This window comes from Streptomyces sp. WMMB 322 (assembly GCF_900090145.1).
In the GTDB taxonomy this organism is placed as follows: Bacteria; Actinomycetota; Actinomycetes; order Streptomycetales; family Streptomycetaceae; genus Streptomyces.
Window position 1 is genome coordinate 143,127 of record NZ_FMHI01000004.1, and the last position, 22,914, is coordinate 166,040.

The 22,914-nt window shown below is 70.5% G+C and carries 16 protein-coding genes; 5 read left to right on the forward strand and 11 right to left on the reverse strand.

The genetic code is table 11. The annotated features are described in order from the left end of the window. Positions 1-120: 120 nt before the first annotated feature. The 3 genes from uvrC to H180DRAFT_RS08690 all read right to left on the reverse strand — a co-directional run bounded on the left by uvrC (position 121) and on the right by H180DRAFT_RS08690 (position 3,963). Positions 121-2,166, reverse strand: a complete 2,046-nt coding sequence (uvrC, locus tag H180DRAFT_RS08680) for an excinuclease ABC subunit UvrC (RefSeq protein WP_055485412.1) — start codon at positions 2,164-2,166, stop codon at positions 121-123. 290 nt (positions 2,167-2,456) lie between these two features. Further along, positions 2,457-3,113, reverse strand: a complete 657-nt coding sequence (locus tag H180DRAFT_RS08685) for an MBL fold metallo-hydrolase (RefSeq protein ID WP_055485413.1) — start codon at positions 3,111-3,113, stop codon at positions 2,457-2,459. Between the two features lie 118 nt (positions 3,114-3,231). Further along, positions 3,232-3,963, reverse strand: a complete 732-nt coding sequence (locus H180DRAFT_RS08690) for a maleylpyruvate isomerase family mycothiol-dependent enzyme (RefSeq protein WP_055485414.1) — start codon at positions 3,961-3,963, stop codon at positions 3,232-3,234. Between the two features lie 218 nt (positions 3,964-4,181). On the opposite strand from H180DRAFT_RS08690, the gene uvrA reads away from it, so the two are divergent. Next, on the forward strand, positions 4,182-7,121 hold the full coding sequence (gene uvrA, locus H180DRAFT_RS08695; RefSeq protein ID WP_055485415.1) for an excinuclease ABC subunit UvrA: 2,940 nt from the start codon (positions 4,182-4,184) through the stop codon (positions 7,119-7,121). 69 nt (positions 7,122-7,190) lie between these two features. Here the strand turns inward: uvrA and H180DRAFT_RS08700 are convergent, their stop codons facing one another. Genes H180DRAFT_RS08700 through H180DRAFT_RS08710 form a run of 3 tightly spaced genes read right to left on the reverse strand, consistent with a single transcriptional unit; the run spans position 7,191 to position 8,659 of the window. Then, positions 7,191-7,811: a dihydrofolate reductase family protein gene (locus H180DRAFT_RS08700; RefSeq protein WP_055485416.1), complete on the reverse strand. Its 621-nt coding sequence runs from the start codon at positions 7,809-7,811 to the stop codon at positions 7,191-7,193. Beyond that, the gene (locus H180DRAFT_RS08705) at positions 7,811-8,314 is read right to left on the reverse strand and encodes an SRPBCC family protein (RefSeq protein ID WP_055485417.1); all 504 of its coding nucleotides are present in this window, start codon (positions 8,312-8,314) and stop codon (positions 7,811-7,813) included. Before H180DRAFT_RS08705 ends, H180DRAFT_RS08700 begins: the two co-directional genes overlap by 1 nt. 3 nt (positions 8,315-8,317) lie before the next feature. Further along, entirely contained in the window at positions 8,318-8,659 is a 342-nt protein-coding gene (locus tag H180DRAFT_RS08710) for an ArsR/SmtB family transcription factor (RefSeq protein ID WP_055485418.1), read from the reverse strand. 619 nt (positions 8,660-9,278) lie between these two features. Between H180DRAFT_RS08710 and H180DRAFT_RS08715 the strand changes: the two genes are divergently transcribed. After that, the gene (locus H180DRAFT_RS08715; RefSeq protein WP_254665951.1) at positions 9,279-12,551 is read left to right on the forward strand and encodes a phosphodiester glycosidase family protein; all 3,273 of its coding nucleotides are present in this window, start codon (positions 9,279-9,281) and stop codon (positions 12,549-12,551) included. 70 nt (positions 12,552-12,621) lie between these two features. Here the strand turns inward: H180DRAFT_RS08715 and H180DRAFT_RS08720 are convergent, their stop codons facing one another. From H180DRAFT_RS08720 to uvrB, 4 genes are all read right to left on the reverse strand, one after another. Further along, positions 12,622-13,578 (reverse strand): TerC family protein, encoded by a 957-nt coding sequence (locus H180DRAFT_RS08720; protein ID WP_055485617.1) that lies wholly within the window; start codon positions 13,576-13,578, stop codon positions 12,622-12,624. A gap of 231 nt (positions 13,579-13,809) precedes the next feature. After that, positions 13,810-15,762: a TerD family protein gene (locus H180DRAFT_RS08725; protein ID WP_055485419.1), complete on the reverse strand. Its 1,953-nt coding sequence runs from the start codon at positions 15,760-15,762 to the stop codon at positions 13,810-13,812. Positions 15,763-15,851: 89 nt separating this feature from the next. After that, complete coding sequence (locus H180DRAFT_RS08730; protein WP_055485420.1) at positions 15,852-16,430, reverse strand: TerD family protein; 579 nt, start codon at positions 16,428-16,430, stop codon at positions 15,852-15,854. 185 nt (positions 16,431-16,615) lie between these two features. After that, positions 16,616-18,742 carry an excinuclease ABC subunit UvrB gene (gene uvrB / locus H180DRAFT_RS08735; protein ID WP_055485421.1) on the reverse strand — a complete coding sequence of 709 codons (2,127 nt, stop codon included), beginning with the start codon at positions 18,740-18,742 and terminating at the stop codon, positions 16,616-16,618. Between the two features lie 159 nt (positions 18,743-18,901). On the opposite strand from uvrB, the gene H180DRAFT_RS08740 reads away from it, so the two are divergent. The 3 genes from H180DRAFT_RS08740 to H180DRAFT_RS08750 all read left to right on the forward strand — a co-directional run bounded on the left by H180DRAFT_RS08740 (position 18,902) and on the right by H180DRAFT_RS08750 (position 22,174). After that, positions 18,902-19,792: a glycerophosphodiester phosphodiesterase gene (locus tag H180DRAFT_RS08740; protein ID WP_055485422.1), complete on the forward strand. Its 891-nt coding sequence runs from the start codon at positions 18,902-18,904 to the stop codon at positions 19,790-19,792. A 236-nt stretch (positions 19,793-20,028) separates the two neighbouring features. Beyond that, positions 20,029-20,625 carry a methylated-DNA--[protein]-cysteine S-methyltransferase gene (locus H180DRAFT_RS08745; RefSeq protein ID WP_055485423.1) on the forward strand — a complete coding sequence of 199 codons (597 nt, stop codon included), beginning with the start codon at positions 20,029-20,031 and terminating at the stop codon, positions 20,623-20,625. A 181-nt stretch (positions 20,626-20,806) separates the two neighbouring features. Then, positions 20,807-22,174 (forward strand): MFS transporter, encoded by a 1,368-nt coding sequence (locus H180DRAFT_RS08750; protein WP_055485618.1) that lies wholly within the window; start codon positions 20,807-20,809, stop codon positions 22,172-22,174. On the opposite strand, the gene H180DRAFT_RS08755 is transcribed toward H180DRAFT_RS08750, so the two are convergent. Then, positions 22,149-22,865 carry a PIG-L deacetylase family protein gene (locus H180DRAFT_RS08755; protein ID WP_055485619.1) on the reverse strand — a complete coding sequence of 239 codons (717 nt, stop codon included), beginning with the start codon at positions 22,863-22,865 and terminating at the stop codon, positions 22,149-22,151. The two genes, H180DRAFT_RS08750 and H180DRAFT_RS08755, sit on opposite strands and share 26 nt — an antisense overlap. Between the last annotated feature and the right edge of the window lie 49 nt (positions 22,866-22,914).

Genomic DNA, 22,914 nt, shown 5'->3' on the forward strand with positions numbered 1-22,914 from the left:
GCAGCCGCATCCGTGTCCGCGGCCGGACTCGGCCGTGCCGGCTCCGCCTCCTGACGGGCGTCTCTGCCGTGTTCCTGTTCCTGCTGACCGTTCATGCTGTTCGCCCCCCGGCCTCGTGGCTCACTCTTCTTCAACGATCTCACCGGTCGCCGTGTTCACGGCCGCCGCCCCGGACGACTTCGTGGCGAGCGCCGCGGCCACCGCCTCCGCCGTCTTGCGGCCCACCCCCGGCACCTCGCAGATCTCCTCCACGCGCGCCGCCCGGAGCCGCTTCAGGGAGCCGAAGTGCTTCAGCAGTGCCTGCTTGCGGGACGCCCCGAGGCCGGGAACCGCGTCGAGCGGGCTGGCCTTCATCGTCTTCGAGCGTTTGCTGCGCTGATATCTGATCGCGAAACGGTGCGCCTCGTCGCGGACCCGCTGCAGGAGATAGAGGCCCTCACTCGTACGTGGCAGCACGACGGGGTCCTCCTCGCCCGGCAGCCAGACCTCTTCGAGCCGCTTGGCCAGCCCGCAGACGGCGACGTCGTCGATGCCCAGCTCGTCCATGGCGCTGCGCGCGGCGGCGACCTGCGGGCGGCCGCCGTCCACGACGATGAGCTGGGGAGGGTAGGCGAACTTCTTCGGCCTGCCGTCCTCGTCGCGCCCCGCGGTGCCGGCGGCCTCCGCTCCCCGCTCCCCGGGCTCCGGGGACGCCTGCCCCTCGGCGGGCTCGGGGCCCTCGCCCTCCGCGGAGCCGTCGCCGTCGCCGCCCCACTCCCCCGTGCGCCGCTTCTCCTGGAGGTAGCGGCGGAAGCGGCGGCTGACCACTTCGTGCATCGAGCGGACGTCGTCCTGGCCGGCGACGGACCTGATCTGGAAGCGGCGGTACTCGCTCTTGCGGGCGAGGCCGTCCTCGAAGACGACCATGGACGCGACCACGTCGTCGCCCTGGAAGTGGGAGATGTCGAAGCACTCGATGCGCAGCGGCGCCGAGTCGAGGCCGAGGTTCTCGGCGATCTCCTCCAGCGCCCGCGAGCGCGTCGTGAGGTCCGAGGCGCGTTTGGTCTTGTGCAGGGCGAGGGCCTGCTGGGCGTTGCGTGCGACTGTCTCCATCAGGGCGCGCTTGTCGCCGCGCTGCGGTACGCGCAGGCTGACTGCGCTGCCGCGACGCCCGCCGAGCCACTGGGCGGCCGGTTCCGGCGGGTCGGGCAGCGCGGGAACCAGCACTTCCTTGGGGACGCCCTCGCCGCTCTCCTCCCCGTAGAGCTGCTGGAGCGCGTGCTCGACCAGTTCGGGTGTGCCGATCTCCTCGACCTTGTCCGTGACCCAGCCGCGCTGGCCCCGCACGCGTCCGCCGCGCACGTGGAAGATCTGGACCGCCGCCTCCAGTTCGTCCTCGGCGACGGCGATGAGGTCGGCGTCGGTGGCGTCGGTGAGGACGACGGCGCTCTTCTCCATGGCGCGCTTCAGGGCGTCCATGTCGTCACGCAGCCGCGCGGCCCTCTCGTACTCCATCTCCTCGGACGCCTGCGTCATCTCCCGTTCCAGGCGGCGCAGGTAGGAGCCGGTGTGCCCGGCGACGAAGTCGCAGAACTCCTCGGCGAGTTGGCGGTGCTCCTCGGCGCTGACCCGTCCGACGCAGGGCGCTGCGCACTTGCCGATGTACCCGAGAAGGCAGGGGCGGCCGATCTGGGCGGAGCGCTTGAAGACACCGGCGGAGCAGGTGCGTACGGGAAACGCACGCAGCATCAGGTCGACGGTCTCGCGGATCGCCCAGGCGTGTGCGTACGGACCGAAGTAGCGAACGCCCTTCTTCTTCGGACCGCGCATCACCTGGACCCGCGGATACTCCTCGTTGAGGGTGACGGCGAGGGACGGATAGCTCTTGTCGTCGCGGTACTTGACGTTGAACCGCGGGGCGAACTCCTTGATCCAGGAGTACTCCAGCTGGAGCGCCTCGACCTCGGTGGAGACCACCGTCCACTCCACCGACGCGGCCGTGGTGACCATGGTGCGGGTGCGCACGTGCAGACCGGCGAGGTCCTGGAAGTAGTTCGCGAGCCGCTGGCGCAGGCTCTTGGCCTTCCCTACGTAGATCACGCGGCCGTGCTCGTCCCGGAACCGGTAGACCCCCGGTGAGTCCGGGATCTCGCCCGGTTCGGGGCGGTAGCTGGAGGGGTCTGCCATGCAGCACAGCCTACGTCCGTACGGTGACAGCGCCTCGCCTCACCTCCGGCCGCGGGCCCCTCACGCCCGGGCCCGGAGACCGGGCCCGGAGACCGGGCCCGGAGACCGGGCCCGGAGACCGGGCCCGGAGACCGGGCCCGGAGACCGGGCCCGGGAGCCGGCCCGGGAGCCGGCCCGGGAGCCGGCCCGGGAACGCCGGAAGGGGCCGCCCTCCCGGATTCCGGGGAGGGCGGCCCCTTCCGACCGCGTTCCGGCGCTTCTGCCGCCGCGTCAAGGCCGGGCCCGCCCCGTCACCAGCCGCGCTCGCGCCATTCGCCGAGGTGGGGGCGCTCGGCACCGAGCGTCGTGTCGCCTCCGTGACCGGGGTAGACCCAGGTCTCGTCCGGGAGTTGGGCGAAGAGCTTGGTCTCGACGTCGTTCAGCAGACTCGCGAACGCCTCCGGGTCGTCATGGGTGTTGCCGACGCCGCCCGGGAAGAGGCAGTCGCCGGTGAACAGATGCGGATGCCCGTGCGGGTCGTCGTAGACGAGGGCGATGGAGCCGGGCGTGTGGCCGACCAGGTGACGGGCCGTCAGCCCGACCTCGCCGACGCGCACCGTGTCTCCGTCCTCGACGAGCACGTCGGTGCCGACAGGAATCCCATCGGCGTCGTGGCGGCCCGCGTAGGTGCGGGCGCCCGTTCCCTCGACGACGGGGGCGAGGGCCTGCCAGTGGTCGCCGTGCCGGTGGGTGGTGACGACGGAGGCGATGCCGTCGGAACCGATGAGTTCGAGCAGTGTCTCCGGCTCGTTGGCCGCGTCGATCAGCAGCTGTTCCCCGGTTCTGCGGCAGCGCAGCAGGTAGGCGTTGTTGTTCATGGGGCCGACCGCGACCTTGGAGATCATCAAGTCGGTCAGCTCGTGCACGTCGGCAGGTCCCCCGACCTGCACCTCTCCGGTGTAAGCCATGGGGACACCCTAGGCCGTGCCCCGCGGGCGGGCGCCAGAGCGGAGGCGTGGCGGATACGGGGACATGGGGTGTGCGGCGCAGAGCGGGGCAGGGCCGCCCCGGCCCCGCCCCGGCGCGCTAGAGAGCCGGCAGCGCGGGCAGCGGGGCGCTCGCGGAGAGCCCGGAGCCGGTGCTGCGGCCGGTGAGCCAGGCGACGAGGTCGGTCGGGCTGCCGGCGACGACCAGCGGCTTGGCGGAGTCGCCGCCGGGTGCGCCCGTGTGCCAGACGACGCCGTCCTCCGTGCGGAGTTCGACCGGTTCGGCGATCCCGGGGTGTCCGGCGAAGCGCCGCGCCATGGTGGCCAGTTCACGCTCGATGAACGTCGCGGGCAGATCGTCCACGGCGTAACCGACGCCGAGGTCGACGTGGTGGAGCTCCACCTCGATCCAGCGGCGGAAGGGCAGGGAATACGCGTGGTCCGTCACACCGTTACGCAGCGCCACGGTCCGTTCCCAGTCGGAGTCGCGCTGTGCGCCGAAGGCGCCGTCGAGACGGGCCGCGCTCTCGCGCAGGTCGACGAGGTGTTCGGCGACGCTCCGGTGGGCGTCCCGCTCGATGTCGGCGTCGCGGCTCTCTGCGCTCGCGTACATGGGCCGCGCGGCCAGCGTGTTGAGCAGAGCGTCCGCGTTGCGGGCGACATGGGCCAGCACATGGCCGCGGGTCCAGCCGGGAAGCAGCGAGGGCTTGGACGCGGTGGCATCGTCGAGCTGCTCGACGGCCGCGAGCAGCCGGCTGGTGGCGGCGCGCAGGGCGGCGGCGTCGGCGGCGGGGTCGGGAACGGATGCGGCGGGGTTCGCTGGCTGGGTCATGATCCCCAAGCTAGCCGTGCCACTCCTTCGGGTGGAAGACGGCGCGGACTGCGGAAATGCCCACAGGGGAGGACCAGAATCGAATGCACGTACTATAAGCTCTGAGGGCGGTACCTGCCCTGTCCGGACACACTCGGGCGGCACCGCCTCTAGTCTTGAGCGGGGGGCTCCTGCGCAGTCGGGGCACCCTGCTTCTCACACGAAAGGTGCCAACCGGCGTGGCCTCTGACCGTCTTCTTGTCCGTGGCGCTCGCGAGCACAATCTCCGGAATGTCTCGGTCGACCTTCCGCGCGACTCGCTCATCGTCTTCACCGGTCTGTCGGGGTCGGGCAAGTCCTCCCTCGCCTTCGACACGATCTTCGCCGAGGGCCAGCGCCGCTACGTCGAGTCGCTGTCCGCATACGCCCGGCAGTTCCTCGGCCAGATGGACAAGCCGGATGTGGACTTCATCGAAGGTCTCTCCCCCGCGGTCTCCATCGACCAGAAGTCGACCTCGCGCAACCCGCGCTCGACGGTCGGCACGATCACCGAGGTCTACGACTACCTCCGGCTGCTCTTCGCCCGCATCGGCAAGCCGCACTGCCCGGAGTGCGGCCGGCCCATCGCACGCCAGTCACCGCAGGCCATCGTCGACCGGGTGCTTGGCCTGGAGCCGGGCAGCCGCTTCCAGGTGCTCTCTCCGCTGGTGCGCGAGCGCAAGGGCGAGTACGTCGATCTCTTCAACGAGCTTCAGACCAAGGGCTACAGCAGGGCACGCGTCGACGGACAGACGGTCCAGCTCTCCGAACCGCCGAAGCTGAAGAAGCAGGAGAAGCACACGATCGAGGTCGTCGTCGACCGCCTCACCGTGAAGGAGAGCGCGAAGCGCCGGCTGACGGACTCCGTCGAGACGGCGCTCGGCCTCTCCGGAGGGATGGTCATCCTCGACTTCGTCGACCTGGACGAGGACGACCCGCAGCGCGAGCGGATGTTCTCCGAGCACCTCTACTGCCCGTACGACGACCTGTCGTTCGAGGAGCTCGAGCCGCGCACCTTCTCCTTCAACTCCCCCTTCGGCGCCTGCCCGGACTGCACCGGCATCGGCACGCGCATGGAGGTCGACCCCGAGCTGATCGTCCCGGACGAGGAGAAGTCGCTCGACGAGGGTGCCCTGCACCCCTGGTCGCACGGGCACACGCGGGACTACTTCGGCCGCCTCACCGGTGCGCTCGCGGACGCCCTCGGCTTCCGCACGGACATCCCGTGGGCCGGGCTGCCGCAGCGGGCCAAGAAGGCGCTCCTGCACGGACACAAGACGCAGATCGAGGTGCGCTACCGCAACCGGTACGGGCGGGAGCGGGCCTACACCACGGCGTTCGAGGGCGTCGTGCCCTTCGTCAAGCGGCGGCACCAGGAGGCGGAGACCGACAGCAGCCGGGAGCGCTTCGAGGGGTACATGCGCGAGGTGCCCTGCCCCACCTGTGAGGGCACGCGGCTCAAGCCGATCGTGCTCGCGGTGACGATGCAGGGGAAGTCGATCGCCGAGATCTCGGCGATGTCGATCAGCGAATGCGCCGACTTCCTGCGGGAGATGACCCTCAGCGACAGGGACAAGAAGATCGCCGAGCGGGTCCTGAAGGAGGTCAACGAGCGACTGCGCTTCCTCGTCGACGTCGGCCTCGACTACCTCACCCTCAACCGCGCCGCCGGGACGCTCTCCGGCGGCGAGGCACAGCGCATCCGCCTTGCCACGCAGATCGGTTCGGGTCTGGTGGGTGTGCTGTACGTGCTGGACGAACCGTCGATCGGGCTGCACCAGCGCGACAACCACCGGCTGATCGAGACGCTGGTGCGGCTGCGGGACCTGGGCAACACGCTGATCGTCGTCGAGCACGACGAGGACACCATCAAGGCCTCCGACTGGGTCGTGGACATCGGCCCCGGCGCGGGCGAGCACGGCGGCAAGGTCGTGCACAGCGGTCCGATGAAGGAGCTGCTGGAGACGTCCGACTCCGTCACCGGCGACTACCTTGCCGGGAGGAAGAGCATTCCACTGCCGCAGACGCGCAGGCCGGCCGATCCCGGGCGGCAGCTGACGGTGCGCGGCGCACGTGAGAACAACCTCCGCGACATCGACGTGGCCTTCCCGCTCGGCGTGCTCACGGCGGTGACCGGCGTCTCGGGCTCGGGCAAGTCGACCCTCGTCAACGACATCCTCTACACCCACCTTGCCCGGGAGCTGAACAACGCCAAGTCGGTGCCCGGCCGGCACACCCGCGTCGACGGCGACGACCTGGTGGACAAGGTCGTGCACGTCGACCAGTCGCCCATCGGCCGCACCCCGCGCTCCAACCCGGCGACGTACACAGGGGTCTTCGACCATGTGCGCCGGCTCTTCGCGGAGACCACGGAGGCGAAGGTACGCGGCTACCAGCCGGGGCGCTTCTCCTTCAACGTCAAGGGCGGGCGGTGCGAGAACTGCTCCGGCGACGGCACGATCAAGATCGAGATGAACTTCCTTCCGGACGTGTTCGTCCCGTGCGAGGTCTGCCACGGCGCGCGCTACAACCGCGAGACGCTGGAGGTCCACTACAAGGGCAAGAACATCTCCGAGGTGCTGGAGATGCCCATCGAGCAGGCGACCGAGTTCTTCGCGGCGGTGCCCGCCATCGCCCGCCATCTGCGGACGCTCAACGACGTGGGGCTGGGTTACGTACGGCTCGGGCAGCCCGCCCCGACGCTCTCCGGCGGCGAGGCGCAGCGCGTGAAGCTGGCCAGCGAGCTGCAGAAGCGCTCCACGGGTCGCACCGTGTACGTGCTCGACGAGCCCACGACGGGCCTGCACTTCGAGGACATCCGCAAGCTCATCTCCGTACTGGACGGGCTGGTCGACAAGGGCAACACGGTCATCGTCATCGAGCACAACCTGGACGTCATCAAGACCGCGGACTGGGTCGTGGACATGGGCCCCGAGGGCGGGTACGGCGGTGGCCTGGTGGTCGCCGAGGGCTCCCCGGAACAGGTGGCGGCGGTTCCTGCGAGCCACACGGGGAAGTTCCTGCGGGACGTGCTGGGTGAGCGGGTGAGCGACGCATCGCCGGCGGCGACGCACAAGTCCGCCTCCGGGGGCAGCAGCGGCACCGGCGCGCGGAAGCGGGCGCCGAAGAAGAAGCGGTAGGACGCCGCACCCGCGCGACGCAGGCGTCACACCTGAAGTTCGCGCGGCGCCGTCTCGCCCGCCGTCCGCCTAACGCTGCCGGACGGCGTAGGTCAGGTGCGTCACCCTCGGGGAGGGCTCTGCGCGGACCGGCTCGAGGGCCACGCGGCCCGCGTCCACGCCCTCGAACAATGGGATTCCGGAACCGAACAGCACGGGCGACAGCGCGATGGAGAACTCGTCGATCAGGCCGGCGTTCAGGTACTCCAGGATCGTCGCGCCGCCGCCCGCGATGCGGACATCGCGGTCGCCGGCGGCCTCGCGGGCCTGGTCGAGCGCGGACTCGATGCCGTCGTTGACGAAGTGGAAGGTGGTTCCGCCCGGCCGCTCCCAGGGTTCGCGCTGCTCGTGGGTCACGACGAAGACGGGCGTGCGGAACGGTGCCTCCTCCGGCCATGCCTGCTCACCGGCGTCGAACATGCGCTTGCCCATCACGCTCGCGCCGGTGCGCTCGAACGTCTCCCGCACGATGTCGTTGTCGCGCCCCTCCTCGCCGCCCTCGCCGAGCTTCAGGTTCTCCCGGACGAACCGCAGCGGGAAGAGCCACTGCTGCAGTTCCATCCACTGCCGTCCCATCAGCTCCTCCGGGGACTCGGGCGCGATGAATCCGTCCAGGGACATCGAGACGCTGAAGAACACCTTCCCGGCCATCAGTCCTGCGCTCCCTTCCGGGCGATCTCGGTGACGTAGCCGGCCAGGCTGCTCAGGGTCTGCCGGCCGCCCTCGACCGCGTGGTACTTCTCGACCGCCTCGTCCCGCTGCTCCTCGGTGGGGAAGACCGTGCGCATCTCGATCCGGGTCGCCGCACCGTCGAGTGCGAACGTCAGGACCGACTCGAAGGCTTTCGGGTCGCCCCGCCGCTCGCCGTGGAGCAGCGCGATCCGCTCCGGCGGGGTGATCTCGGTCCAGGAAATCCATTCGGTGTAGTCGGTCCCGTCCGGCCCGTGCATCACGAAGTCCCACTCCCCGCCGACGCGGAACTCGAACGCCCGCGTGGTGGTGGTGAACCCCGCCGGCCCCCACCACCGCGACAGGTGCCGCACCTCGGTGAACGCCTCGAACACCAGCTCCCTCGGGGCGTCGATCACCCGGGAGATGACGATCTCGCGGCCGGCCGTCGTGGACTCCGGCGCCCCTCTTCCCGCCTCGCTCATCAGCTACTCCTCCTGCCTTGCCTGCTTCAGGTCCTGCACGTACTCCTCCAGCCGGTCGAAGCTCTCGTTCCAGAACCGCTCGAACCCGCCGGTCCACTCGTGGACCGGCCGCAGCCCGCGGGCGTCGAGGCCGTAGAGCCGCTGCTTGCCGGCCCTGCGGTCCCGCACCAACCCGACCTCTCGGAGTACCCGCAGGTGTTTGGACGCCCGCGGCTGGGTCATCCTCAGCTCCCGCGCCAGCTCGGTCACCGGCCGCTCACCCGCCCGCAGCAGCACCAGGATCTCCCGGCGCTGCGGCTCGGCGATCGCGTTGAAGACGTCCGACGTCGTCGCTGCTCGTGCCATGGATCCATCATATGCCCATATCGGCATGTGTCGAGCCGGGATCGGTCCGCACCGTTCGGTGAGCCGCGCGGCGCCGCTCGGCGCAGCGAAGGTCGTCGCGCTCGGCAGCGGCGCGGGCCTGTCCACCTCGCTCACCGCGCTGCACCCCAGCCGCCGCCCGTCGTCCCGTACGGCTTCGCACCGTGCGGCAGGGCCGGGGAAGCCCCCGGCGGAGCACCGCGGACCGGACGCCGCGGTCTTGTTCTTCTCTCAACTGAACCTGAAAGAACGCGAGTTGGTGGTTTACACCAGTTGTTCGAATTTCCTGCCGGCGTCTGGTGCGGCCCGTCCGCCGCTGGGACGCTTTGCGGCGCTGTGCGCAGAAGCGCATGGAACACCCGTGTTTACAGGGGATGTTGTGATACGAGTAAACGTACGCAGAAGGGTCCTCGCGCGGTCACTGCTTCCCGCAGTGACCGCTCTTTCGTTTCTGACGGCCGTTCAGCCGGCTGCGGCGAACGCGGCCCCCGCCTCCGCTCCCGCTCCGTCCGTGACCGCAGGTCCCGGCCCGGCCCAGGCGGCGGCAGCACGGACCGCAGCGACAACTGCCGCTCCGGCGGGCATTCCCGACGGCGACGGCATGGAGCTCTCCCGCACCAGCCGGCCGGTCGCACCCGGTGCCCGGCTCACGTCCTTCCAGCGGCTGGAGTCGGACAAGTGGCTGCGGGCGGACGCCCTCAGCGTGGATCTCGGAGGCGGCAGCGACGGCGGCACCCGCGCGGACTACCTCTCCAGCGGCGAGGTCTCCACCCGTCAACCGCTCAGCGAACAGGCCGAGAACCACGACCCGGGAAAGGGCCGCCGTACCGTCGCGGCCTTCAACGCCGACTTCTTCGACATCGACGAGACCGGGGCGCCGCTCGGCCCCGGCGTGCGCAACGGCAGGGCCACCCACTCCCCCGCCGCCGGCAACAGCGATGCCCTCGGCCTCGGCCCGGACGCGGCGGGCCGGATCCTCTCGCTCTACTTCGAGGGGACCCTCACCCTTCCCGGCGGCAAGCAGCCGCTGGCCGCCTACAACGCCGCCAACGTCCCCGAGGACGGCATCGGCGCGTACAACTCCCGCTGGGGCAAGGCCGACCGGGCCCTCACCACCGACAGCGACCCCGAATCCGCCGAGGTGCTCGTGCGGCACGGCCGGGTCAGCCGCGTCCTCGACGAGCCCGGCAGTGGCCCGATCGCCGAGGGCACCACAGCTCTGGTCGGCCGGGACACCGGTGCGAAGACACTCGACGGACTGAAGGTGGGCGACCGGGTCTCGCTCGAGTACCACGTGCGGACGGACGACGGCAGCCCCGTCCCCCGCACGGCGACCGGCGGGCGTGGCCTGCTCGTCGTGGACGGAGAGCCCCAGAACTGGGAGGGGCGTCCGAACAATGCGACGGCACCGCGCACGGCCGTCGGCTTCTCCAAGGACGGCTCGACGATGCACGTGATGTCGGTGGACGGACGCCAGGCGGCGTCCGGCGGGGTGACCCTCACCGAACTCGCCCTGATGATGAAGGACTTGGGCGCCCACAACGCCCTCAACCTCGACGGTGGCGGCTCTTCCACCCTCCTCGCGCGCGAACCGGGCGCCGATGGACTGCAGTTGGAGAACGCGCCGTCCGACGGAGAAGAGCGTGAGGTGCCCAACGGCGTGGCACTGACCTCCCCGGCGGGCAGCGGAGCGCTCAAGCACTTCTGGGTGGAGACGGCCGCCGACCCGGCCTCCGCGCCCACGGCCGACAACATGCCCGTCGGCCACCCCGACCGCGTCTTCCAGGGCCTGACACGGAAGTTGACGGCCGCCGGTTACGACGAGTCCTACGGCCCGGCCGAGGGCACCCCTCACTGGTCGGCCGCCAGGCCCGGCGTCGGACGGGTGGACGAGCGGGGTGTCTTCCACGCCCGCGGCACGGGCACGACACGGGTCACCGCACACCGGGGCCACGCGCGGGGATCGGCTCAGCTGTCCGTCGTCGGCGAACTGGACCGCATCCGCCCCACCAGCGAACGCGTCGGGCTCGCCGACGGCGGCGCCGAGGGCTCGTTCGGCATCGTCGGCTTCGACGCCGAGGGCACCAGCGCCCCCGTGGAGCCGGCCGACGCCCGCCTGCGGTACGACCGTTCGCTGTTCTCCATCGCACCGGACGAGGCCCGCGGCGGCTTCACCGTGAAGGCGAGGCCCGGACAGGAGTCGGCGTCCGGCATCGTCACCGTCGACGTCAAGGGCCGCACCACGCAACTCGCCGTCACGGTCGGTCTGCACGACGAGCGGACCGCCGGCTTCGACGACGCCGCGGAGTGGAAGTTCAGCGCGGCCCGTGCCGAGGGATCACTCTCGGCCGTCCCGGACGGCAAGGACGGCACAGGGCTGAGAATGACGTACGACTTCAGCCGCTCCACCGCCACCCGCGCCGCGTACGCGACTCCCCCGGACGCGGTGCCCGTACCCGGGCAGCCGCAGAGCTTCACCATGTGGATCAAGAGCGACGGCAAGGGCGCGTGGCCCTCGCTGCATCTGAAGGACGCGAACGGGACCGACCAGGTGCTGCGGGGTGCACACCTCACCGAGGAGGGCTGGCAGCAGGTCACCTTCGAGGTCCCCGTGAGCGTCAACTACCCGCTGCGGCTGCACCGTTTCTACCTCGCCGAGACCAGGCCCGCCGAGCAGTACACCGGGGAGGTCGTCCTGGACGAGCTGATGGCCCGGATTCCGCCCGACGTGGACCTGCCGGAGACCGAGCGCCCGCACGACCCGCTGATCTCGACGGCTGCCGATGTCGCGGGCCGCGACTGGCGCTTCGCGGTGATGTCCGACGCGCAGTTCGTGGCCCGCGATCCCGACAGCGCCGCCGTACGGCAGGCACGCCGCACACTCCGGGAGATCCGCGCGGCGGCACCGGACTTCGTCATCGTCAACGGTGATCTGGTCGACGAGGGGTCGGAGGAGGACCTGAGCTTCGCCCGTCGTGTGCTGGAGGAGGAGCTGGGGAATGCCGTCGACTGGTACTACGTGCCGGGGAATCACGAGGTGATGGGCGGCAGCATCGCGAACTTCACCGCCGAATTCGGCCCGGCGCAGCGCACGTTCGACCACAAGGGCACCCGGTTCATCACGCTCGACACCTCGTCCCTGACGGTGCGCGGCGGCGGATACGGACAACTCCAGGAATTGCGGCGGCAGTTGGACGACGCGGAGCACGACCCTTCCGTCTCGTCCGTGGTCGTCGTGCAGCACGTGCCGCCCCGGGACCCGACAGGGCAGCAGGCGAGCCGGCTGACCGACCGAATGGAGGCCGACCTGCTGGAGGACTGGCTGGGCGACTTCCGCACCGGCACCGGCAAGGGGGCGGCGTTCGTCGGAGCGCACGCGGGCGCCTTCGACGCCTCGCGGGTCGACGGCGTTCCGTACCTGGTCAACGGCAACTCCGGTAAGTCACCCGCCACTGCGGCCTCCCGCGGCGGCTTCACGGGCTGGTCACTGCTGGGCGCGGACCGGGACGCACCGCGGCACGCCGGGGACTGGCTCGCCGCACAAACCGTCGCGCACGTGGACGGCCTCACGATGGAGGCGCCGGAGCGGCTGCCGCTCGGTGAGTCGGCCCGCGCCGCTGCCACGGTCACACAGGGAGAGGGCGAGTCGGCACGGAAGGTGCCGGTGGCCTGGCCGATGAGCGCGGACTGGTCCGGCTCCGGCAACCTCTGCATCGCCGGCGGACGTAGCGCCGCGGACGACGTGAAGGTCCGCTGCTCCGCTTCGTACGACCCGCGGACCGGCACGCTCACCGCTCACCGACCCGGCCTCGTCACACTCGTCGTCGAGGTGGCCGGCGAGCGGACGGAGAGGCAGGTGAGGATCACCCGCTGACCCCGGGACGACCGGCCCGACCGGGAGGCGCACCGGGTACTGCCCGGTGCGCCTTTGAGCCGGGCACGGCTCAGACCTCGACGTCCTTCTTGCCGCGCGTCGCGGCGAGACTCGTGATGGTCGTGACGACAAGGACTCCGCCGATGACGCCCAGCGAGACGGGAATGCTGATCTCCGGCACATGCACACCGGACTCGTGCAGCGCATGGAGCACGAGCTTGACGCCGATGAACCCGAGGATGACCGACAGCCCGTACGACAGGTGCACCAGCTTCTGCAGCAGGCCGCCGATGAGGAAGTACAGCTGACGCAGACCCATGAGCGCGAAGGCGTTGGCGGTGAAGACGATGTACGGGTCCTGGGTCAGGCCGAAGATCGCGGGGATGGAGTCGAGCGCGAAGAGGACGTCCGTCGAGCCGATGGCCAGCATCACTATCAGCATCGGCGTCATCAGCCGCTTGCCGTTCTCGACAATGAAGAGCTTGGTGCCGTGGTACTGGTCGGTCGAGGGGAAGCGCCGCTCCACCATCTTCAGGAAGCGGTTCTCCTCGTACTCCTCCTCGTTGTCCTGCCGGGCCTCCTGGATGAGCTTCCAGGCCGTCCAGATGAGGAACGCGCCGAAGACGAAGAAGATCCAGGAGAAGGCCGAGATCATCGCGGCGCCGGCGGCGATGAAGACCGCCCGGAGCACCAGCGCGATCAGGACGCCCACCATCAGCACGCGCTGCTGGTAGATCGAAGGCACGGCGAACTTCGTCATGATGAGGACGAAGACGAAGAGGTTGTCGACGCTGAGCGACTTCTCGGTGAGGAATCCGGCGAAGAACTCACCGGAGGCCTCGCCCGTCCCGAAGAGCCACAGCCCCACCCCGAAGATGCAGGCCAGGACGATCCAGACCGTCGTCCAGGCCCCGGCCTCCTTGAGGGAGACCTCGTGCGGCTTGCGGCCGCCTATGAAGAAGTCGACCGCGATGAGGGCGCAGAGGCCCACGATCGTCAGTGCCCAGACAGTCAGGGAGACATCCACGTGCTCATCCTCCGGCTCGCGTGCACACATCGGCCGGAGGTCTCCTCCACCTGACGGGCACCGGATGTGCCGGCCGGCCGGCGCCCCGGGACCGGTCACGTCCGGCCCGTATTGACGGGTACGCCGCTGGTTGCTGGGAGTACTCCCCTCCGCGCAAAGAACAGTAAAGCAACACCAAAGAAACGTAAAGATTTGCTGGTCGGGAGGGGGCTTCAGGAGCCTGACCCCGTGTCAGCCGCCCGTTTCACGAGCGCGACCCGCGGCTGCTGCGACCCGGCTCAGCACCTGCGAAAGCACCTGGCTTCCGTGCGGCACCAGCGGAGGCTCGTACGTCCAGTGATGACCGACCCACGGGTCGGCCAGGTGGTCGTCCGGTACGGGTGTGATGCGCAGCAGCGCCTTCCACAGCGGCGAGAGCACCGGGCCGTAGGCGCGGGCGTCTTCGGGGTCGGCGACCATCAGCAGATGCACTCCGGCGGAGGGGCCTTCGTCTGCGAGGTAGCGCAGCTGCGTGACGGCGCGATCGTCGAACCCGTGCGGGAAGTCGTGGACGAGGAGGAGCTGTTCGGCGATGTCGATCTCGGCGGGCAGGGCGTCGGCGGCACGGCTGCGGACCGCCATCTGCACCAGGTCCACGCGCCTGGTGAGCTCATCCAGCACCGTGCTCACTCCCGCAGCACCGGCTGCCGGCCGCCCCTGCAGTACCCCGCTCTCCACGAGCGGCGCGAGCGCGGCCGATGCCGAGCCGGCCGGGTCGATGACGTTGAGCGTGACGTGGCCCGCTGGGTGGGCCGCCGCGAAGCGTGCGGCGATGGCAGTGGCGGTCTCGGCGGCGAGCCGGCGCAACTCGTCCGGGCCGAGGAGGGAGGCCGCCGCCGGACCGGCCGCGGAGGAGCCGGCCTGTCCGCTTCGGCCACTGTCGATCCACAGGCCCCGCTCCAGCGGAAGGCGCACCAGCATCGGGATCCGCAAGCCGGCGCTCTCGGGAAGGCACAGGTCACCCAGGCGCATCGCCATCGGCGTCTGCCCGGGCGGACGGTAGTCGTGCCAGACCGGGTTGTCCCAACGCGCGTACGCGGGCGGAAGCGCCGGCTCGACGACTTCGGCCTCGGCGCACAGCTGCCGCAGATCGCGGTCGAGCACCGCACGGGCCTGCTGGACGAGCCCGGCCTGTCTGGAGCGTGCCTCGTCGCGCGCCGCATCGGCGGCGGGGCCCACGCGGGTCCGCGGGTCCGAGAGCACCTCGTCCAGTTCCTGCTCCATGCGCGACTCGGCGAAGTCGACGGCTGAGCGGTAGGCGGCGACCGTGCGGGCCAAGTCCTCGAACATGTCCCAGACCTGGTTGTAGAGCCGCTCGTCCATGCTCCAGCCGTTGGCGTCGCCGGCGACCGGGGCATACGGGCCGTCGCCGGCGCCGGCGGCGGTGGGCGTGGACACCGGGGAGGATTCCCCGGCGGGGCGCGGCGGTGAGGAGGGCGGCGGTGCCGCGCGGCCGGGATGCCAGTAGCTGATGCGGCCGCCGGGCGCGGCCCCTGCCGCGCCCGGCCCGGTGACTCCCCTCGCACCGCCGACGGTGGCTTCGCGGGAGTGCTCCTCACCCGTCCGGGGCGGAGGCGCAGGGACGGACCGTGCGCGGCCCGTCGCGACCGCCTCGTTGATCGTCGCCGCCAACTCCTGGGCGCGGGCGAATCCTTGGTCGGCGAGCATCGCGGAGAGCCCGCCGGAGTAGCCCTGCCCGACGGCGCGCACCTTCCAGCTGCCCCGGCGGCGGTAGAGCTCCAGTGCGAGGACGGCGGACTCGGCGTCGAGCCCGGTGAGCGTGCAGTTCGCGATCCCGTGCCCGCCGGGTTCGGTCACGGTCACGGACGGGGGCGCGAACTCCCCGAACCGGGACGGCCCCTCCGTCCCCGTGGGCAGAGCGAGCAGCACGTTGACGCGGTGCACTTCGTCGGGCAGGGCTCCGAGATCGACGGCGAGCCGGTGTTCGGCCGCGGCCTGCCGGGACACCTCGAGTCCGGGCAGCTGCGGCCGGGCGGGGTGAGCCGTCCACGTCTCTTCCCGCATCCTGCCGTGCTCGTCGTTCAGCGTCGCTCCGGCGATGACGGGCCGCTCCACCGACACCCGGATCTCCAGGCGGACTCCGGGCAGGGGATGGTTCTGTCCCCGTACCAGCTCGGCCGGCATCCGCTCTCCCCCAAGTCTTCCCGTCCGGGGGCGGCCGCCTCCGCGGCTGCGGCCGCGCTCCCTTGCCGCCTCCTGCCTGCCCTGCGGGCTCAGAGGTGGGGCACCAGCGCGGGCATCAGGTCCTGGAAGGTACGCCCGTTGGCCGGTGCGCCGAGGGCCGTCATCTGCCAGCCGTTCCCCTGCCGGTGCACCTTGGCCATGATCTGCGCCGTGTACTGGCCGCCGCCGGTCAGCGTGTACCGCGCCAGTTCCTCGCCGTTGGTCTCGTCGACCAGGCGGCAGAAGGCGTTCTCCACCTCTTCGAAGGTCTGCCCCGTGAAGGAGTTGACCGTGAAGACGATCTGGTCGATGTGGACCGGGACGCGCTGCAGGTCGACCGTGATCGCCTCGTCGTCGCCGCCCTGGCCGGCACCGCCCACGAGGTTGTCGCCGGTGTGCCTGACGGACCCGTCGTCGCTCACCAGGTGCCGGAAGAAGACCACGTCCTTGGGTTCCGTGCCCGCGAAGAGCACAGCTGAGGCGTCGAGGTCGATCTCCTTGCTGCGCTTGCCGAACAGGCCGCGGCGCGGGGCTGCCTTCCAGCCGAGACCCATCCGCACTGCCGACAGGCTGCCTCCGTCGTTCTTCTGCAGACTGATGGCCTGTCCCTTGGACAAGTTCACCGACACGTGCTTACCCCTCTCGACTTTCCGCTGCCATCCCGCTCGCGATGGCGGTCACGCTCCGACCCTACGCATGCACGCGAAGCACCCGGTCAGGACGTGCGCCTTTGTGTCGCTCTTGCAACATGCACGTGCGACGCGGCAGTTCCGGCCCCGCCTCTCCGGTGCCGGGCGCCGGGCGCCGGCCGCCGCTACTTGAGCCCGGCCTCCCTCATCTGCCGCAGTTCCTTCTTCAGTTCCGAGACCTCGTCCCGGAGCCGGGCCGCGATCTCGAACTGGAGCTCCGCCGCCGCGGCCCTCATCCGCTCCGTCATCTCCTCGATCGTCTCCGCCAGTTCGCTCGCGGGACGGTCGGTGAGGACTTCCGCGCCGCGCTCCCTCCGGCTCGCAGACTTCGCCGGAACGGGCGCCTTGCCCTTGCCCGTGCGGTCGCCCTGCTTCTGCTCCTGGCGGTATCCGGAGCCGAGCAGCTGCTCGGTGTCGATGTCCTCGCGGGCGATGTCCGCGACGATGTCACCGATCTTCTTGCGCAGCGGCTCGGGGTCGATGCCGCGCTCCTTGTTGTACGCGATCTGCTTCTCGCGGCGGCGGTTCGTCTCGTCGATGGCCTTCTCCATGGCGGGAGTCGCCTTGTCCGCGTACATGTGCACCTGGCCGGAGACGTTGCGCGCGGCACGGCCGATCGTCTGGATCAGGGACGTGCCGGAGCGGAGGAACCCCTCCTTGTCCGCGTCGAGAATCGCGACGAGAGACACCTCCGGCAGGTCCAGGCCCTCACGCAGCAGGTTGATGCCGACCAGCACGTCGAACTCCCCGGAGCGCAGCTCCCTCAGCAGCTCGACACGGCGCAACGTGTCGACGTCGCTGTGGAGATAACGGACCTGGATGCCCAACTCGAGGAAGTACTCGGTCAGATCCTCCGCCATCTTCTTCGTGAGGGTGGTGACCAGCACCCTCTCGTTCTTCTCCGCACGCGTGCGGATCTCGTGCACCAGGTCGTCGATCTGGCCCTCGGTCGGCTTGACCACGACCTCCGGGTCGACGAGACCGGTCGGGCGGATCACCTGCTCGACGTAGCCGTCGCCGCGGGAGAGCTCGTACGGGCCCGGAGTCGCCGAGAGGTAGACGGTCTGGCCGATGCGCTCCAGGAACTCCTCCCACTTCAGCGGCCGGTTGTCGATAGCGGAGGGCAGCCGGAAGCCGTGGTCCACCAGGGTGCGCTTCCGGGCGGCGTCACCCTCGTACATCGCTCCGATCTGGGGAACGGTCTGGTGGGACTCGTCGATGACGAGGAGGAAGTCGTCGGGGAAGAAGTCCAGCAGCGTGTGCGGGGCGGTTCCCGGGTCACGGCCGTCGATGTGGCGTGAGTAGTTCTCGATGCCCGAGCAGGTGCCGATCTGGCGCATCATCTCGATGTCGTACGTGGTGCGCATCCGCAGGCGCTGCGCCTCCAGCAGCTTCCCCTGCTTCTCCAGCGACTCCAGCTGCTCCGCCAGTTCCGCCTCGATGCCGGTGATGGCCCGCTCCATGCGCTCCGGCCCGGCCACGTAGTGGGAGGCGGGGAAGACGTACAGCTGCTCGTCGTCGGAGATGACCTCACCCGTGAGGGGGTGGAGCGTGGAGAGCGCCTCGATCTCGTCGCCGAACATCTCGATGCGGACGGCCAGTTCCTCGTAGACAGGGAAGATCTCGATGGTGTCGCCACGGACACGGAAGGTTCCGCGGGTGAACGACATGTCGTTGCGTGTGTACTGCACCTCGACGAAGCGGCGCAGCAGTTCGTCCCTGTCGGTTTCCTGCCCGACCTTGAGCGGCACCATCCGGTCGACGTACTCCTGGGGGGTGCCCAGGCCGTAGATGCACGAGACGGAGGCGACGACGACCACGTCGCGCCGCGTCAGGAGCGAGTTGGTCGAGCTGTGCCGCAGCCGCTCGACCTCCTCGTTGATGGAGGAGTCCTTCTCGATGTAGGTGTCCGTCTGCGGGACGTACGCCTCCGGCTGGTAGTAGTCGTAATAGGAGACGAAGTACTCCACCGCGTTGTTCGGGAGGAGTTCGCGGAACTCGTTCGCCAGCTGGGCGGCGAGGGTCTTGTTCGGTGCCATCACAAGCGTCGGCCGCTGGAGCTTCTCGATCATCCAGGCCGTGGTGGCCGACTTTCCGGTGCCGGTCGCCCCGAGCAGCACCACGTCCTTCTCGCCACCGCCGACGCGTCGCGCCAGCTCGTCGATGGCGGTGGGCTGGTCACCGCTGGGCTGATAGGGGCTGACGACCTCGAAGGGCGCCACCGTACGTTCGATCTGGGTTTGCGGCCGCATGCAGACAACGGTACGACCCACCTCTGACAACGGCGTCACTCAGCGGATCGTGATCGTCGCGCCACGTTCACACGCGCGCCACTCCGGTTCTGCTTCCGTGTATCGCACAACGGGAAGTATCTGGCTGACAGTGTTCGCACGAACGCGAGGAGTTCCCGAATGTCGATGCGCCGTGCAGTAGCCGCCGCCACCGGCGTGCTCCTGGGCATGTCCGCCCTCACCCTCACCGCGTCCCCGGCCCATGCGGCCCCGCGGCAGGACAGCACGAGCGACCGGGCGCCGACCACAGTCGCCCACCGCGGAGCTTCCGGTTACGCACCGGAAAACACGCTCGCCGCAGTCAGGAAAGCCGACAAGCTCGGCATCGACTGGGTCGAGAACGATGTACAGCGCACCAAGGACGGCGAACTCGTCGTCATGCACGACACCACGCTGGCCCGCACCACGAACGCCGAGCAGCTCTACCCGGACCGCTCGCCGTGGAACGTCTCCGACTTCACTGCCAAGGAGATCGCCCGCCTGGACGCGGGAAGCTGGTTCAGCGACGACTACAAGGGTGAAAAGGTACCCACGCTGGAGCAGTACCTGAAGCAGGTCACCAAGGGCGGCCAGAAGCTGCTGCTGGAGCTGAAGGCACCCGAGCTCTACCCGGGCATCGAGATGCAGACGCTGAGAGAGCTGCGCAGTGAGGGCTGGCTCGACCGCTCCCACACGAAGAGCAGGCTCGTCATCCAGAGCTTCAACGCCAACTCGGTCAGGACGACCCACGTCCTCAACAGCCGAGTCAAGACCGGTTTCCTGGGCAACCCGAAGGTCTCGGAGCTGGACTCGTACGCGAAGTTCACCGACCAGATCAACCCGACGCACTCGGCGGCGACGAAGGACTACGTCGACGAGGTGCACGCGCGCAAGGGCCCGCTGGGGAAGCGGATGGAGGTCTTCACCTGGACCGTGAACGACGCGTCGACCGCGCGCACCGTCGACAAGGCCGGAGTGGACGGCATCATCACCAACTTCCCCGACGTCGTGCGGGAAGCGACGGGCGGCTGACCTGATCCGCCGGTCCGAGGGCCGCGCCGGCGTCTTTGCACCCTCCACCCCCCACAGCGCCCTCATCGCCGATCCCGCGGCCGGGCATCTGCCCCCTCCCCGCATCACCGCTCCCTTTCCGCCGTACTTCCCCCCTGCCCCCCACCCGCGGTGAACCCTCAACCCCCCACAGCACCTCCTGCCGCCGCCCGTCCCGCGAGGCGGGCCGTGTCAGAGGCGCCCTCTAGGGTTCCCTCATGACTGAGACAACGGCGAGTGCGGCAACCCGCGCCTGCATCTGGACGGTGCGGAACAGCCCTGTGGGTCCCCTGCTGCTCGCCGCCACCGACGAGGGCCTGGTCGGTGTCGTCTTCCATGCCGACGGCGCCACCGCGGACCGGGCCCTCGGCCGGCTCACCGGCAGGCTCGGGGCGCCGCCGGTCCACGTGGAGACACCGTCGGACGCGGCCGCTGCGCAAGGTTCCGCCCGCGGGCGCGTCCTGGAGAGCGCCGCCGAGGAGCTGGACTCCTACTTCCACGGTGAACTGCGCGAGTTCACCGTGCCGCTGGACTGGTCGCTCTCCGGCGGCTTCAACCAGAAGGTGCTGCGGGAACTGCTCTCGTCCGTCCCGTACGGGGCCACCGCCGGCTATCAGGATCTTGCCGACCGCGTCGGCGAGCCGGGTGCGGCCCGCGCCGTCGGGACGGCCATGGGGTCGAACCCGCTGCCGGTCGTGGTGCCGTGCCACCGGGTCGTGGAAAGGGGCGGCGGCCTGGGCGGTTTCGGCGGGGGCCTGGAGACCAAACGCACTCTGCTGGCGCTGGAGGGGCTGCTTCCGGAGCCGCTGTTCTGATGCGGGCGCACAAGAGGGCAGCTGCCTGCGTCAGGCCGTCCCGGCAGGGCCCGAAACTCCCTGGGCCCCCGGGCGACCGGCTGAGAGACTTCCCGACGTGACCGACATCAACGACACCGCGGACACACCTGACAGCTCCGCCGCCCGCGCCGGCACCCCCCAGCTCCCCGATGGCGCCCAGCTGGCGCGGCTGCGCCGCCGCACCGCGGCCGTGCTGGTGGTCAGCCAGATGCTCGGCGGCCTGGGCGTGGCGACCGCCGTCACGCTGGCCGCGGTGCTGGCCAAGGAGATCAGCGGCTCGGAGGCGCTCTCCGGGCTGGCCTCGACGTCGGCCGTCATCGGGACCGCACTGCTGTCGCTGCCGCTCGCCTCCCTCATGGCGGCGCGGGGCCGCCGGGCAGGCCTGTGCCTGGCGTACCTCATCGGCGCGGCGGGCGGCGCCGTGGTCGTCACCGGAGCGGTGCTCGGCAACTTCCCGCTCCTGCTCCTGGGCATGACGGCCTTCGGCGCGTCGAGCTGTGCCAATCTCCAGGCCCGCTACGCGGCCGCCGACCTCGCCGCGCCGGATCAGCGTGCCCGCGCCATCTCCTTCGTCGTATGGGCGACCACGGTCGGAGCGGTCCTCGGCCCCAACATCGCCGGGCCAGCCGGGGACAGCGTCACAGGTGCGGGCATACCGGCGACCGCCGGGGCGTTCGTCTGGGGCTCGGCGGTCTTCCTCGTCACGGCCGTCCTGATCCATCTGCTGCTGCGTCCCGACCCGCTGCTCACCGCCCGGGCTCTCGCCGACGCCGAGGCGGACGCCGCGTCACGGGACGCCTCCTCCGGCGAGGCGGCCACCGGTCCCGAGGGGGGCACCGGCGTTCATCCGCCCGCTGCCCGCAGGGGCACTGCCGGAGGCGGTCGCCGTTCGCTGCGCGCCGCCCTCGCCGCAGTGGCCGGCTCCGCGAACGCGAAGCTGGCGCTGGTGACCATCGCGGCGGCGCACACGGCGATGGTCTCGATCATGGTGATGACACCGGTCGACCTCGGCCGGCACGGTGCGGACGTCGAGCTGATCGGTCTCGTCATCAGCGCCCACATCGTCGGCATGTACGCGTTCTCGCCGCTGATGGGCTGGCTGGCGGACCGCTTCGGCCGGCTGCCGGTCATCGTGCTCTCCGTCGCGTTGCTCACCTGCGCGGCGTCGCTCGCGGGCACCGCGGACGGCCACCACACCCAGTCGGGCCTGGGCCTGTTCCTGCTGGGTCTGGGCTGGTCCGCGGGGCTCGTCTCCGGGTCGGCGCTGCTGACCGATTCGGTGCCGCAGCGGGCTCGCGCCGCCGTCCAGGGCCTGTCCGACCTGATCATGAACGCGGCCGCGGGGGCCGGCGGCGCCCTGGCGGGGCTCGTCGTCTCGACGGCCGGCTACGGATGGCTCAACACGTTCGCGGCGGTGCTGCTGGTGCCGGTCCTGTTCATGACGCTGGCGGGTCTGGCACGCCGCGAGACCACGGGCGGAAGGGCGCCCGACGCCGCGGACGTCAGCGCGGATACAGCTCGAAAGTGACGCACCGGCGCCCGCCGAACCGCTCCGCGGCCAGCCCGGCGATCCACTCGGTGAAGGAACGCGCGTAGCTCTCGACGGGTTCGTCGCTGAGCGCCGCGATGTACGCGCGATGCTCGGCCAGTGAAGCCACTGCGCGCTCCACGGCCACGTCTCCCACGGCGACGGCGTGCGTCGGCTCCGGCGACCCGCCCACCGCCACCCACCGCACTCCGCTCCAGGGCCCCACTCCTCCGGACTCCAGCTGCTCGGGAAAGATCCAGCGGTTTCCGGCGTCGCCGGCCGCATCCAGGACGGCGCGGCCCACGGCGCGGTGATCGGGGGTGTTCCAGGCGGTGCCGCCCCAGGTCTCCCGGTGGTTGATCGTGAGGAGGAGCTCCGGCCGCCACTTGCGCACTGCGGCCGCGATGTCCCGCCGCAGTGGCACGCCTTCTTCGATGACGCCGTCCCTGTGGTCGAGGAACTCGACGGAGGCGACGCCTACTTTGCCTGCACTCGCGAGCTGTTCGGCCTCGCGCACCCGTGCGCTCTCGGCGGGTTCCAGACCGTCGATGCCGGCTTCGCCCCGCGTGACCATCAGATAGGCGACCTGCTTGCCCTCCGCGGTCCACTCGGCGACGGCCGCGGCCGCCCCGTACTCCATGTCGTCGGGGTGTGCGACGACCGCGAGGGCGCGCTCCCAGTCGCCGGGCATCGCCGCCAGCTGCTCTCCGCTGTCCGAGGCCACCGCGTCCACCTGTCTC

What these genes read in the sequence shown, in the direction of transcription:
- uvrC (WP_055485412.1), bottom strand. Translation starts at nt 2,166, where the DNA reads ATGGCAGACCCCTCCAGCTACCGCCCCGAACCGGGCGAGATCCCGGAC.
- H180DRAFT_RS08685 (WP_055485413.1), bottom strand. Translation starts at nt 3,113, where the DNA reads ATGGCTTACACCGGAGAGGTGCAGGTCGGGGGACCTGCCGACGTGCAC.
- H180DRAFT_RS08690 (WP_055485414.1), bottom strand. Translation starts at nt 3,963, where the DNA reads ATGACCCAGCCAGCGAACCCCGCCGCATCCGTTCCCGACCCCGCCGCC.
- H180DRAFT_RS08700 (WP_055485416.1), bottom strand. Translation starts at nt 7,811, where the DNA reads ATGGCCGGGAAGGTGTTCTTCAGCGTCTCGATGTCCCTGGACGGATTC.
- H180DRAFT_RS08705 (WP_055485417.1), bottom strand. Translation starts at nt 8,314, where the DNA reads ATGAGCGAGGCGGGAAGAGGGGCGCCGGAGTCCACGACGGCCGGCCGC.
- H180DRAFT_RS08710 (WP_055485418.1), bottom strand. Translation starts at nt 8,659, where the DNA reads ATGGCACGAGCAGCGACGACGTCGGACGTCTTCAACGCGATCGCCGAG.
- H180DRAFT_RS08715 (WP_254665951.1), top strand. Translation starts at nt 9,279, where the DNA reads ATGGAGCTCTCCCGCACCAGCCGGCCGGTCGCACCCGGTGCCCGGCTC.
- H180DRAFT_RS08725 (WP_055485419.1), bottom strand. Translation starts at nt 15,762, where the DNA reads ATGCCGGCCGAGCTGGTACGGGGACAGAACCATCCCCTGCCCGGAGTC.
- uvrB (WP_055485421.1), bottom strand. Translation starts at nt 18,742, where the DNA reads ATGCGGCCGCAAACCCAGATCGAACGTACGGTGGCGCCCTTCGAGGTC.
- H180DRAFT_RS08740 (WP_055485422.1), top strand. Translation starts at nt 18,902, where the DNA reads ATGTCGATGCGCCGTGCAGTAGCCGCCGCCACCGGCGTGCTCCTGGGC.
- H180DRAFT_RS08745 (WP_055485423.1), top strand. Translation starts at nt 20,029, where the DNA reads ATGACTGAGACAACGGCGAGTGCGGCAACCCGCGCCTGCATCTGGACG.
- H180DRAFT_RS08755 (WP_055485619.1), bottom strand. Translation starts at nt 22,865, where the DNA reads ATGCCCGGCGACTGGGAGCGCGCCCTCGCGGTCGTCGCACACCCCGAC.